This is a genomic window from Ruegeria sp. F5, from assembly GCF_056533845.1.
This window is the reverse complement of the sequence record NZ_JBQFOU010000002.1, coordinates 63,992-76,987: the sequence shown is the minus strand read 5'-3', so window position 1 is coordinate 76,987 and position 12,996 is coordinate 63,992. Positions and strand designations below refer to the sequence as shown.

Below are 12,996 nucleotides of genomic sequence, written 5' to 3'. Positions count from 1 at the left end.
TGAGGGGTTTGCGCTATCAGACCGCAACAACTTGTGACGCAGAGCCTATGTGCCGATTTCCGCCGATCATCGCCCTTGCGGTTCGCGTCGCAGACCTCACTCGGTTCCCAAAGGCCGGCATATGGAATCGCCCTGTAGCGGTTGCGGCTATTCCTCGTACCACCAGACTTCGGGCATGTATTGCGGCCCATCACCGTAGATCGGCAGCATTTCCGGAAACTTCAACGCGCTGGAATGGGCGATGCGGCCAACGTCAAAGTTCCAGATCGGGATCACATAGCGCCCGGCGGTCAGAACCCTGTCCAAGGCGCGGGTGGCCGCAACAAAGTCGTCGCGGGATTCCGAGGCCAGCATGGCGTCGATCATTCCGTCCACCGCGGGCGATGCAACCCCCATAAGGTTCCGCGTGCCCTGCGTTTCTGCGCCCTCACTTCCCCAATACAGCCGCTGTTCGTTGCCGGGGGACAGGGACAGCGCGCGGCGGAACGGGGTCATGTCGAAATCCAACTCGGCAGTACGACCGGTGTATTGGGCATTGTCGACCTGTTCGGTTGTGACCTGAATGCCCAGACGCTCCAACGCGCGCTTGTAGATTTCGACGGCGGTCTGCATGTCGCTGTCGCCTTGCTGCAGCAGTACCGTCATCTGGAACGCATCACCGTCTGCGTTGCGCAAAACACCGTCCTGAATGGTCCAGCCCGCCTCGGCCAGCAAAGCTGCGGCCTGTCGCAGGTTCTTGCGGTTGCGTGCTGACCCGTCGCCTTGCGGCTGGGTGTATCCCTCAAGCGTGCCCGGCGGAAGGTCATCGGCGTAGGGCTGCAACAACTCGGCAACGCGCCCTGTGGCCGGGCCGGGTTGCATGGCCAGATCCGAGCCCGAGAAATACGAGGTGATCCTTGGCTGCGCGCCACCGGTGATCGTGTCGTTGATGAATTCGAAATTGAAGGCCAGCGCCAGCGCCTCGCGCACGCGCCAGTCATCGAATGGGGCCTTGCGGGTGTTCATCACAAACCCCGTCATGCCCGAAGGCTTGCCATGCGGTATCTCGGTTTTTATCACGTCGCCGCGCTGGACGGCGGGGAAGCCGTATTGGGTATCCCATTTGTCGGCGTTGAATTCGCGCACGGCGGACAGTTCGCCGGCTTTGAACGCCTCGAACAGAACCGTGGCATCGCCGTAAAACTCGATCCGAATCTCATCAATGTTCATCGTGCCGCGCCGGAAGGGGACATCACTGCCCCAATAGTCAGGGTTCCGGCGCAGGTTCACATAACGCCCGGCCTCATAATCGTCGATCACATAGGGGCCGCTGCCAATGGGAATGTCATGCAACGGGGCGTCGGCAAACGATTTCCCCTCCCACTGCGCCTTTTGCAGGATCGGGCGCAATCCCGCGATCAGGGCCAGTTCGCGGTCGGGTTCGTTGAACGAGATCCGGACGGACTGCGGGCCGGTCTGTTCGATGCTGTCGATCTTTCCCCAAAGCCCGCGATAGCGCAGGTGCCCTTCGGTGCCGAGCGTCTCGTATGACCAGATCACGTCATCGACCGTGACCGGGCTGCCATCCGAGAATCGAGCCTCCTCCCGCAGGGTGAATTCTACCCACGAGCGGTCATCTGCCGTCTCAACTGATTCGGCTAACAACCCGTAAAGAGTGAAAGGTTCGTCCCAGGACCGGCCCATCAGGCCTTCATGGGTCCAAAATCGCAACTGCCATGGAGAGGTGCCTTTTTGCACAAACGGGTTCAGACTGTTATAGCCGCCGGTATTTCCGAAAACGACCTTGCCGCCTTTGGGCGCGTCGGGGTCGGCATATGGCAGCGACACAAAATCCGGTGGTAGGGCTGGGTCGCCATACATAGCTATGCCATGAGCCGATTCTGCGTGGGCCATCGAAGTTGCAAAAACAGTAGCGATTCCCCCGATCAAATGACGAACGGGGCGAAGAAAATCCGGGCTCATTTTGGAAACAATCCTGCTCTGGCCTTATTTTGTTGGGATTCACCGTACCGATGATTTTTCTTGTTTTCAAACTTTTAGCTTGGACGAAGGCGCGGAATTGCTTATAAAGGTCTCACTGCTCGATAGGTTTCTTGCCTGTATGAAACCTGCCTCAATAACTTAACGCCCGCTTCGTGCGGGCGTTTTTTTTCGCCCGAATTGCAGCAGGGCGCGACGTAGTTCCCCGTTTTCTTTGCAGGTGCAGCATGGCACTGTAGCGCAGACAGAATGCAGAGGGAGAGCGGTCATGAGCCTGTCTGGAAGAACGGCAATCATCACGGGGTCAAATTCGGGGATTGGACTTGGGGTTGCGCGGGAGCTGGCGAAAGCCGGGGCCGATGTGGTTTTGAACTCGTTCACGGATCGCGAGGAAGATCATGCGCTGGCCGCCGAGATCGCGCAGGAGACCGGAACGAACGCGCGCTACATCAAGGCGGACATGTCAAAGGGTGACGAGTGCCGCGCACTGATCGAACAGGCCGGGGCCTGCGATATTCTGGTCAACAACGCGGGTATCCAGCACGTTTCGCCGATCGACCAGTTTCCGGTCGACAAGTGGGACGCGATCATCGCGATCAACATGAACTCGGCCTTTCACACCACGGCGGCGGCGCTGCCGATGATGCGGGACAAGGGCTGGGGCCGGATCGTCAACATCGCTTCGGCACATGGTCTGACGGCGTCGCCCTTCAAGGCGGCTTATATCGCGGCCAAGCACGGGGTTGTCGGTATGACGAAATCCGTGGCGCTGGAAACCGCGCAGGAACCGATCACCTGCAACGCGATCTGTCCGGGTTATGTGCTGACACCTCTGGTCGAGGCGCAGATTCCCAACACGATGCAGGAATACAACATGAGCCGCGAGGATGTGGTCAAAAACATCCTGCTGGAACGGCAACCGTCGAAAGAGTTCGCAACCGTCGAACAACTGGGCGGGACAACTGTGTTCCTGTGCTCGGACGCGGCGGCGCAGATTACCGGGACGACGATTTCCGTAGATGGCGGCTGGACGGCGTTGTGATGTTCCGTGGGGGCGCTGCCCCCACACCCCCGGAGTATTTCGGAAAAGATGAAGGGGCGGTTCAATGAAACGGATCAATCTGGCCTTGCAGGGCGGCGGGGCGCATGGGGCCTTCACTTGGGGTGTTTTGGATAGGCTGTTGGATGAAGAAGACATTGAGGTTGCCGCGATCACCGGAACCTCGGCCGGAGCGCTGAATGGCGCGGCTTTCAAGTCCGGGATGGTCCACAACGGGCGTGACGGCGCGCGGGCGCGGTTGAACGAGGTCTGGAAGCGGATGGGCGCGATTGGCGACATGCGCATTGCCAACTGGTTCCGCGGCATCGAGCCCGCCCATATCGCGCAGGCTATGGAGTATTCGCTGCCGTTTTCCATAGGCGACGCATGGTCGCGGATGGTGTCGCCCTATGCTTACGGGCCGTTTTATTCGAACCCGCTGGAATCTGTCGTGGACCGGTTCAACTTTGACGAGGTTTGTGCCGATCAGGGCCCGCAGCTGTTTGTCTGCGCCACCTGCGTGCGCAGCGGCAAGATCCGGGTGTTTACCGGTGACGAGATTTCGACCCAGGCAATTTTGGCCTCGGCCTGTTTGCCGACCCTGTTCAAGGCGGTCGAAATCTACGATCCGGAAACTCAGAGGACCGAGGCGTATTGGGATGGCGGCTATACCGGCAACCCGGCACTGTACCCTTTGTTTAACGACGCTCTGCCAGACGATGTGGTGATCGTGAACATCAATCCGTTGGAGCGGGACGAGCTTCCGGTCACGCCACAGCAGATACAGAACCGGATCAACGAGATCAGCTTCAACTCATCGCTGTTCCGCGAACTGCGCGCGATCAACTTCGTTCAGCGCCTGTTGGAAGAAGGTAAGCTGAAAGCCGGTGAGATGAGCCGGGTTCTGGTTCATATGATTGCGGATAACGAGTTGATGAACAACCTGTCGGTCGCCACCAAAACCGTTCCAAACCCGGTGATCCTGCACAAGCTCAAGAAGGCCGGGCGGGACGCGGCGGATGGGTTTTTGATCCGACACAAGGATGATCTGGGGCAGAACAGCACCGTCGATTTGCCGGCGATGTTCGGCTGATCACTCGGGCGGTTGCGTCGGGTCTTTGTCGTTGGGGTAAACCAGACCGGCTGAGATCACCAGCTTGGCGGCCTCTTCAATGGTCATGTCCAGAAGGATGACATCTTCGGCGGGGAAGAACAGCAGAAAGCCCGATGTTGGGTTGGGCGTGGTTGGCACGAAGACGCTCAGCAGCTCTCCGGCTGTTTCGGCCCGCTCGCTGACTTCGCCCCGTGCCGTGGTCGAGACGAAGCCGATCGCCCAGATTCCCCGGCGCGGGTACTGGATCAGGCAGGCTTTTTCAAAAGACCGTTCCGTCTGGGCAAAGACCGTCTCGGATATCTGCTTGATCCCGGAATAGACCGAGCGGACGACGGGCATCCGGTCCACCAGGCTTTCGGTGAAGGAAATGAAGGACCGGCCCAGAATGCCCTTGGCAATCCAGCCCACCAGGATCGTGAAGATCAGGAAGATGACAACGCCAACGCCGCGCAGATTTATGCCCACGTATTCGTGAGGCTGGAACCTTTGCGGCACCAAAGGCAGAACCGCGCTGTCGATCCAGCCGACGACCGACCAGATCAGCCATATCGTCAGCCAGACCGGCGCAATGACGACGATGCCCGTCAGAAAGGATGCGCGCAGCCTTGAAAACAGGCCGGGGCGGCGGTGAGGCTCTTCGTCGAAGGGTGTGTTCATTGCGCTTCCGAGTGGTTTGCGGAATTAGGTAAGCAATCCGGGGCGTTGGTACAATAGGGCAGGTTTACACACCATTCACCAGTGATTTGGCAATCCCGGCCGCCAGACGCGCGTTGTTGCGCACCAGCGCGATATTGGCGGTCAGGGAACGGCCCTGAGTCAGTTCGAAAATTCGTTGCAGCAGATAGGGCGTGACGGCCTTGCCGGTGATCCGGTGCTTGTCGGCATCGGCCTGGGCCGAGGCGATGATCGGGGCCAGTTCCTCGGCTGCGATCTGATCTTCTGCGGGGATCGGATTGGCGACAAGTTGACCGCCGGGCAGTCCCAGCGCGCGGCGGGTTGCGTGGGCTTTGGCAATCGCCTCGGCGCTGTCCATGCGCAGCGGGGCGCTGTAAGGCGATTTGGCCGACCAGAAGGCCGGGAACTCGTCCTGACCGTAAGCAATGACCGGGACGCCCAGTGTTTCCAGCACCTCAAGCGTTTTGGCGAGGTCCAGGATCGCCTTGGCACCCGCCGCGACCACCGTCACAGGGGTTTGGCCCAGTTCGTGCAGGTCAGCCGAGATATCGAATGAAGTTTCAGCCCCCTGATGCACACCGCCGATGCCGCCGGTGGCAAATACTTCGATCCCCGCGTAATCCGCGGCGATCATGGTGGCTGCCACGGTTGTCGCCCCGGTGCCGCCGGTCGAAATGCAGGCGGCCATGTCCGCGCGCGAGATTTTGGCGACGCCCTGCGCCTTCCCAAGCGCTTTCAACTGATCCGCCTCAAGGCCGACATTCAGCACGCCGTCAATCACTGCCATCGTGGCCGGAACGGCCCCTGCATCGCGGATGTCTTGCTCGACCCGTGCCGCGACTTCGATGTTCTGCGGATAGGGCATGCCGTGAGTGATGATGGTGCTTTCCAAAGCAACGATGGGCTGGCCTGCATCTTTGGCCGCGCGCACCTCGGCCGAGTAGTGGATGTTGATCACAGTGGGGTCTCTCCGGAAACATAGGTTGCGGCGGCGCGCAGGGCGCGTGTCAGGGCGGTTTCGTCATCCGCGCCGCTGGCTTCAGAGGCGATATGGGCCGCCATGAATGTATCCCCCGCACCTGTCACGCGGGTGACAAGCACCGAGGGGGGTGTCTGGGTCAGCACGCCGGAGGCAGCGCCGACAGTGGCCGAGTTGCCGCCATCCGTCACCAGCACGCGCAACGCGCCGCGATCCAGCAGACCCTTGGCGGCGCCTTCGGAATCCGCGAACTCGCGCTGGCACAACAACCCGGCCTCTTCCAGGTTCACATACAGCGTCGCGCGGGCGTGTTTCAAAAACGGCAACAACCGCTCGGCCTTGCCGGGAGAGGCCGGGGCGACCCGCAGATCGGCGCGGGCGAAGGCCGGGCTTTGCGCAATCTCTTCCAGCAGGGTCTGGGTCAAGTTGCCGTCCAGCGCTATCGGGCCTTCGAACGGGGTGTTTTCGTAACCAAGTGGCCCATGCATCAGAGGGCGCAGGATTTTCGCCCCCGCAGCCTCAAGCGAATGGGCGTCGGCGATTGCGGCGATCAGGCCGTTGGCCCCTTCGACCGCCATATAGCGGTCGGTGGGCAGGTCTTGCGAGCGGTAGATGTGGTCGGTCACCATGCCCAGCCGGGCGCAGGCGTGCACAAGCTCATCGCCTTCGGGGTCGCGGCCAATGGCGGTCAGCAGCGTCGGGGTCATGCCGAACCGAACCAGAGTCATGGCGATGTTCATGGCCACACCACCGGGCAGGCGGGTAATGCGCCCGGGCACGTCGGACCCCTGCCGCATGGCGCTGGCCGAACGCCCGATCACGTCCCACAGGACAGACCCGATACACAGGATTTCGCTGTTCTTCGTCATGGCGCAGTCATGCCGCAGCCCCGGTGCCCGTGCAAGGGCCAACCGGCGCGGCTTTGCAGAATCCCGGCCATGGCCATTTTGACTTGCCATCCTTTGGAAACGGTTGAACTATCGTTGCAAATGATTGGAATTTTGATTTATTTGGTGGAGAGATTTTGATGACGGGTGGTGTCATTTCGACCATCCTCAAGCGCATCTCGGTTTTTCTGTTTGGTTTTTTCGCGGCCTTTGCAGCGCTTCCGGAACAAGGCGATGCGCAAAGTTCGGGGCCGACGGTCATTGATTTCTGGACCAAATCCGACACGCTGTTTCTGGAACTCAGCCTGAACGCCGAGGCGCTTTTGGCCGGGATTGACCCGACCGCGCCTGCAGATACCGCGCAATATCGAAATCTGCGCAAGCTGGTGTCCTCGGAACTGGAACCGCAGATCAGAGAGTTTGTCCTGCCGTGGATGCAAACTTTGCAGGTCACTGCAGCAGGGCCGGTTGCGCTTGCCTATGAAGGGGTGCGTATTCCGGTTGTTGGCGATCCGCAGACTGCACGGATTTCAAAACTGCTCCTGACCGGCGCGCTGCCTGATGGGGCGGCAAACCTGCGGCTGCACTGGCCCGAGGGGTTTGGGCCCGCCGTTTTGCGGCAACAGAATGTCTCGGCCCCTTACACCGCCTATCTTGCCGCCGGAGAGACCAGCCCCCTGATACCGCTGCGTGGCGGGGCTTCGCTGAGCGTGGAACAGACGCTGCAGGTGTTCTTTGCAGAAGGGGTCAAGCGCGTCTTTCCGGATGGGCCTCGGTTGATCCTGCTTGCCCTGACGCTGGTATTCCTGTCGCTGAACGTCCGGGCGGTGTTAACCCAGTTGGTGGCTCTGTCTTTGGGGGTTTTGGGTGGCCTCGTGGTGATAGTCTACGAGGTCACGACGATTCCACCCGTCATCGACGCGCAAACTCTTACCGCAGCCATTGTGGCTCTGGCACTCTGGAACCTTGTTTGGCGACGTTTGCAGATCTGGCGGGTGCTGGCGGTTTTGGTCGTCGGGCTGGCTGTCGGTTTTGGATTGGCACAGTCTCTTGCCGCGGTCGGGGTGCCACCGGATCATCTGCCCCCGGCCATTCTGGGATATTGGGCCGGGGTCGTGGGGGCGAGTATTGCGATAGCCTTGGGTGTGTTTGCCGTTGCGTACCTGATCTCCGGTAACTCACACCGGTTGCGCGGCCGTATCTCGGTTCTGGCCTCGATGCTTATCGCTGGCGTCGGCGTCTACTGGATCGTCAAGCCGTTTCTGTTTGCCTAGGACATCGCGGAAATCAGCGATTTCAACGCGGACAGAGGATCGTCGCCGGACCAGATTTCATCCCCGATGCCGAAGAAATCGGTGCAGGGGGCAAGATCGCGGATCAGGTCAGGCGTCAGTCCGCCTTCGGCCACGACGGGCACCTCGATCATCTCGGACCACCATTGAAACAGGTCTTTTTCGGCCAGCGTTCCATCGCCCAGCGACGAGGCCGCGACCGGACCGAAGGCGACATAATCCACGCCAATCTCGCCAGCCGTCATACCGTCATGACTGGAAGCTCCGCAGAAACTGCCGACGATGGCATCCGCGCCCAGCTCTTTCCGCGCGGCCCGGACCGAGCGCGCCGCGTCGTCCAGATGCACGCCATCCAGCCCCAGCCGCTGCGCCAGCAGGACATGGTTCGAGATCACCAACGCCACATCGCGCGCATGCGCCACCTCGCGGCAGGCATCGGCGGCGCGGGCAATGGTGTCTTCGTCGCTGCCCGCCAGCGCCAGACGGATACACGCGATCTCGGCCCCGTCCAGAACGCGGGCCAGTTGATCGGGGAAGCTGCTCAGCTGGATCGTCGGAGGCGTGATCAGGTAAATCTGCGGCTGCTCGGGGGTGTCCATTTGCGCGTCCTTCGGCTTTCAGTCTTTGGCGCGGTTTAGCGGATTGCGCGGGGGAAGCAAACTTTTAAGCCTGCCGAGCGGGTAATTGGGAACAGAAGACAATGGATCGGCTTGCTCTGACCATGCAGGCGGATTAGAGCGGGCGGGTGTTTTCGGAGTAAGCCATGCCCAGCGATACATCCCAGCCTTCTTTCGTGCTTGTGCGCCCGCAGATGGGCGAGAATATCGGCGCCGCCGCGCGGGCGATGTGGAATTTCGGGCTGGACTGGATGCGGATCGTGGCTCCGCGTGATGGCTGGCCGAACCCCAAGGCGGTGGCGATGTCCAGCGGGGCCGGACGGCTGCTGGATGAGGCGCAGTTGTTCGACGATCTGGCAGGCGCTTTGGCGGATCGCACCTATGTCTTCGCCACTACGGCGCGGCAGCGGGGCCTGACCAAGCCGGTTTTCAGCCCCGAACGCGCCATGCAGATCGCTGCGGAAAAGGTCGCGGCGGGCGAGAAGGTGGCCGTGCTGTTCGGGCCAGAACGGGCGGGGCTTGAGAATGAGGATATCGCCAAGGCGAACGCCATCATCTCGGTCCCGGTGAACCCCGAATACGCCTCGCTGAACCTTGGGCAATGCGTGTTGCTGACCGCCTATGAGTGGATGCGTCAGACCGGCGATGTGGTGCATGAGGCCACCGATCTGGGCAAGGGCGATTGGGCCACGGGGATTGAGCTCGAGAAGCTGGTCGAACATTACGAGGACCGGCTGGATGAAGCGGGGTTCTTCTACCCGCCCGAAAAGGCCGAGGGGATGAAGACCAACCTGCGCAACCTGTGGTCGCGCATGCGGATGACGCGGGCGGATGTGCAGATGCTGCACGGGATCATGCGTCAGATGGTCCGCTGGAAGGAGCGGGATTGACGGGGGCTGAGGCTGGACCTTACCCCGCCATGGCCCTAGCTTGCGGACAAATCAAGGACATGAGGACAGCATGAGCGGTAAGCGCAGCATCTTCGAAGAGGTCTCGGATACCGAAAAACAACAGGCGGTGCAGCCGGGTATGATCGACCGCGGCCGGGGCGGGGCGCGTGGTGCCATCCGCGCCTGGCTGATGATCCTGTTCGCGCTGGTCGTGGTGATGATTGCGGTGGGTGGCCTGACCCGCCTGACCGACAGCGGTCTCTCGATCACCGAGTGGCGCCCGATCACAGGGGCCATCCCGCCGATGACCGAGGCCGACTGGCAGGCCGAGTTCGACAAGTACAAAGAGATCGACCAGTGGCGCATCCAGAACCAGTGGATGGAACTGAACGATTTCAAATTCATCTACTGGTGGGAATGGGGCCATCGCCAATTGGGCCGGGTGATCGGTCTGGTCTGGGCGATCGGGTTCTTCGGCTTCCTTGTGGCGCGGAAAATCCCGACCGGATGGACAGGCAAACTGCTGATCCCGGGCCTGCTAGGCGGCGTGCAGGGCGCGGTTGGCTGGTGGATGGTCGCTTCGGGCGTGACACAGGGCGAGGGCATGATCGCCGTTGCCAGCTATCGGCTGGCGGTCCACCTTGGGCTGGCCTTCGTGATCCTCGGGTTCCTTGCGTGGTACATCTTTGAGCTGGGCCGCGAGGAGCGCGACCTGATGCAGGCCCGCCGCGCGAAAGAGGCGAAACTGTTCTCGCTTTCAACCGGCCTTCTGCATTTCACCTTTTTGCAAATACTCATTGGCGCGCTCGTTGCCGGGATCGACGCCGGCAGGTCTTACACCGACTGGCCTTGGATTGGCGGGCAAATCCTGCCGCCCGACGCGACGATGCTGGAACCGATGTGGCGGAATTTCTTCGAAAGCCCGGGTCTGGTGCAATTCATCCACCGCTGCGCCGGGTATCTGCTGCTGGTCTTTGGCGTCGTCGTCTGGCGGCGCGGCGGCACCAGCGCGCATCCGCAGACCCGCTTTGCCTTCAACGCGGCTTTTGCTGCGCTGTTGCTGCAGGTTGTGGTGGGGATCGTCACGGTCCTCTACGGTGCGCCGTGGCAGATCGCCATTCTGCACCAGTTCCTGGCGGTGGTCGTCTGGACCCTGATCCTGCGCGCGCGGTTCTTGACCGCATACCCAATTGCAACCTCGCTTCGTGGAGCCTGACCCGATGACAGCTTTTGACGACCTGATGGCGTTTCAGCGCGAAACCTCGGCCCTTGGGCAGATCGCCGGGCGATTGGGCTGGGATCAGGAAACGGTCATGCCGCGCGGCGCGGCCCCGCAGCGGGCCGAGGAAATGGCGGCGATCGAGGCGGTTCTGCACGCCCGCCGCTCCGACCCGCGCGTGGCGGAATGGCTGGAGCAGGCGGAACCCGAGGATGAAGCCGGGCGGGCGCAACTGCGCGAAATCCGCCGGTCTTACGAGCGTACCGTCAAAGTCCCGGCCGATCTGGCCAAAGCCATCGCCCGTGTCACATCTGCGGCACAGGGAACATGGGCGCAGGCCCGCGCGGCAGAGGACGTTGCCGCCTTCCTGCCGGTGCTGGAAGAGGTGGTTGCGCTCAGGCGCGAAGAAGGGGCCGCGCTGGCGCAGGGCGGCGACATTTATGACGCTCTGGTCGAGGATTATGAGCCTTACACCACCGGCACCCAGATCGCGGCGATCTTTGATCAGATGCGCCCGCGCCTTGTCGCGCTCAGAGGCGCGCTGCTGGACAGGCCCGCACCGCCCGCGCTTGACGGTGCGTTCAATGAGATGGACCAGATGCGCCTGTCCCAGAAACTGGCGACAACCTTTGGCTACGACCTGAACCGGGGGCGTGTGGACAAGGCTGTGCACCCGTTCAGCTCGGGCAGCGGCTCGGATGTTCGGATCACGACGCGAACCAGCGAGACCGATCCGTTCAACTGTTTCTACTCGACCATTCACGAGGTCGGGCACGCCGCCTATGAACAAGGGATCAACCCAGCCTATGCCCTGACGCCGCTGGGTAGCGGGGTGTCGATGGGCGTGCATGAAAGCCAAAGTCGGATTTACGAGAACCAACTGGGCCGGTCCCGCGCCTTTACCGGCTGGCTGTTCGGCCAGATGCGTGAGGTGTTCGGCGACTTCGGTATTTGTGATGCCGATACGTTCTACGCCACGGTCAACCGGGTTCACAACGGGTACATCCGGACCGAGGCGGATGAGGTGCAGTACAACCTGCACATCATGCTGCGCTTCGATCTGGAACGGGCCCTTATGGCGGGGGATCTGCAGGTCGGCGATCTGGAGGCTGCCTGGAACGACCGCTTTGCCTCCGATTTCGGCTATGCGGTCGACATGCCTTCGAACGGGTGCTTGCAGGATGTGCACTGGTCGGTCGGGCTGTTCGGCTATTTCCCGACCTATTCGCTGGGCAATGTCTATGCCGGGTGCCTGCATCAGGCGCTGCGCAAGGCCGTGCCCGATCTGGACGCGCAACTGGCGCAGGGCGATACCTCGGGCGCGACCGGATGGCTGCGCGAAAACGTGCAGCAATTCGGTGGCCTGTTCGCCCCACGCGAGGTGATAGAACGTGCGAGCGGGATAGAGCCGGGGCCCGAGCCTCTGCTTGATTACCTGGAAGCAAAGTTTGGGGCGCTTTACGGCCTTTAAGCGCCGCCTGTCAGTGCCACGACACAGGGTCCAGGCGGAACAGTCTGGACAATTGGTCGTAAACCTCCGGCGCCTCGGCTTTCAGGGCGCGGGGCCGTTCGAAGAAAACCTCGACCGAGACGGCAAAGAACTCTTCATGGCCTACCGCGCCATAGGGGTCGATGACCGTGGCATGACCGGCTTCGACGGCGCGCACATGGGCGTCGTAGGCGGTCAGGAATACACGCTCCCATTCAGCGAAACTCTGCCCCTCGCCAAGGATCGGAACACCATTTGTGCCGCCGGACAGATCGTCGATCTGATGCGCGAACTCGTGCAGCACGACGTTCTGCCCGTCGCGGTCATTCATCGCGCCCATTTTGCTGTGTGCCCAGGACAGGATCACCGGCCCGCGATCCCAGCTTTCGCCGGTGCGCACGATCTCTTTCTCGGTCACGACATACCCACTGTGGCGTTGCTGGCGGGATTTGAAGGCATTGGGGTAGATCAGGATCGTGGTCAGGTTGTCGTACCACAGATCGCTGTTCACGACGAGCAGACAGGCCTGCGCCGCTATGGAAAGTTCCATCTCTTCGGTCACGTCCAGCCCATCGCAACCGTAAAAGCGGACCTGATCCAGAAACAGGTTCACTTTGCCTTCCAAAGCGGTCCGAAAGCGTGGCGGAAGGCGTTTGATCATCGGTACTTCGGCGTCAATGACCGCCCGCTGATGGTCGGTCAAAGGCGAAGAAAGCAGCTCGGCCCGCGCCTGTTGTCTGGAACAGTAGCGGTAGCCAAAAATCCCCGCGACAAGCAGCAGAATTGCGATGAACACGTACATGCAAGAACCATAG

At 61.4% G+C, this 12,996-nt stretch carries 12 protein-coding genes; 6 read left to right on the top strand and 6 right to left on the bottom strand.

Going from position 1 to position 12,996, the window contains the following annotated elements; translation table 11 throughout:
- Positions 1–147: 147 nt before the first annotated feature.
- Positions 148–1,962: an extracellular solute-binding protein gene (locus tag ACR0K1_RS02720; protein WP_480614773.1), complete on the bottom strand. Its 1,815-nt coding sequence runs from the start codon at positions 1,960–1,962 to the stop codon at positions 148–150.
- A gap of 286 nt (positions 1,963–2,248) precedes the next feature.
- Between ACR0K1_RS02720 and ACR0K1_RS02715 the strand changes: the two genes are divergently transcribed.
- Positions 2,249–3,022 (top strand): 3-hydroxybutyrate dehydrogenase, encoded by a 774-nt coding sequence (locus tag ACR0K1_RS02715; protein ID WP_480848654.1) that lies wholly within the window; start codon positions 2,249–2,251, stop codon positions 3,020–3,022.
- A 64-nt stretch (positions 3,023–3,086) separates the two neighbouring features.
- Positions 3,087–4,112, top strand: a complete 1,026-nt coding sequence (locus tag ACR0K1_RS02710; protein WP_480614779.1) for a patatin-like phospholipase family protein — start codon at positions 3,087–3,089, stop codon at positions 4,110–4,112.
- Here the strand turns inward: ACR0K1_RS02710 and ACR0K1_RS02705 are convergent, their stop codons facing one another.
- The 3 genes from ACR0K1_RS02705 to ACR0K1_RS02695 form a co-directional block, all read right to left on the bottom strand.
- Positions 4,113–4,790 carry a DUF502 domain-containing protein gene (locus tag ACR0K1_RS02705; RefSeq protein WP_480614782.1) on the bottom strand — a complete coding sequence of 226 codons (678 nt, stop codon included), beginning with the start codon at positions 4,788–4,790 and terminating at the stop codon, positions 4,113–4,115.
- 64 nt (positions 4,791–4,854) lie between these two features.
- Positions 4,855–5,766, bottom strand: coding sequence for a pseudouridine-5'-phosphate glycosidase (locus tag ACR0K1_RS02700; RefSeq protein ID WP_480614785.1), 912 nt, complete (start codon positions 5,764–5,766; stop codon positions 4,855–4,857).
- Entirely contained in the window at positions 5,763–6,656 is an 894-nt protein-coding gene (locus tag ACR0K1_RS02695; protein ID WP_480614788.1) for a PfkB family carbohydrate kinase, read from the bottom strand. Before ACR0K1_RS02695 ends, ACR0K1_RS02700 begins: the two co-directional genes overlap by 4 nt.
- A 158-nt stretch (positions 6,657–6,814) precedes the next feature.
- On the opposite strand from ACR0K1_RS02695, the gene ACR0K1_RS02690 reads away from it, so the two are divergent.
- Entirely contained in the window at positions 6,815–7,948 is a 1,134-nt protein-coding gene (locus ACR0K1_RS02690; protein ID WP_480614791.1) for a HupE/UreJ family protein, read from the top strand.
- On the opposite strand, the gene ACR0K1_RS02685 is transcribed toward ACR0K1_RS02690, so the two are convergent.
- On the bottom strand, positions 7,945–8,565 hold the full coding sequence (locus tag ACR0K1_RS02685) for a thiamine phosphate synthase (protein WP_480614794.1): 621 nt from the start codon (positions 8,563–8,565) through the stop codon (positions 7,945–7,947). The genes ACR0K1_RS02690 and ACR0K1_RS02685 overlap by 4 nt on opposite strands.
- A 164-nt stretch (positions 8,566–8,729) precedes the next feature.
- Here ACR0K1_RS02685 and ACR0K1_RS02680 point away from each other — a divergent pair, with 164 nt between their 5' ends.
- The 3 genes from ACR0K1_RS02680 (at position 8,730) to ACR0K1_RS02670 (ending at position 12,163) form a co-directional block, all read left to right on the top strand.
- On the top strand, positions 8,730–9,473 hold the full coding sequence (locus ACR0K1_RS02680; protein WP_480614796.1) for an RNA methyltransferase: 744 nt from the start codon (positions 8,730–8,732) through the stop codon (positions 9,471–9,473).
- 70 nt (positions 9,474–9,543) lie between these two features.
- Entirely contained in the window at positions 9,544–10,689 is a 1,146-nt protein-coding gene (ctaA, locus tag ACR0K1_RS02675) for a heme A synthase (RefSeq protein ID WP_480614799.1), read from the top strand.
- A 4-nt stretch (positions 10,690–10,693) separates the two neighbouring features.
- The gene (locus ACR0K1_RS02670) at positions 10,694–12,163 is read left to right on the top strand and encodes a carboxypeptidase M32 (RefSeq protein WP_480848650.1); all 1,470 of its coding nucleotides are present in this window, start codon (positions 10,694–10,696) and stop codon (positions 12,161–12,163) included.
- Between the two features lie 10 nt (positions 12,164–12,173).
- Here ACR0K1_RS02670 and ACR0K1_RS02665 read toward each other — a convergent pair whose 3' ends face one another.
- On the bottom strand, positions 12,174–12,983 hold the full coding sequence (locus ACR0K1_RS02665) for a M90 family metallopeptidase (protein WP_480614805.1): 810 nt from the start codon (positions 12,981–12,983) through the stop codon (positions 12,174–12,176).
- Between the last annotated feature and the right edge of the window lie 13 nt (positions 12,984–12,996).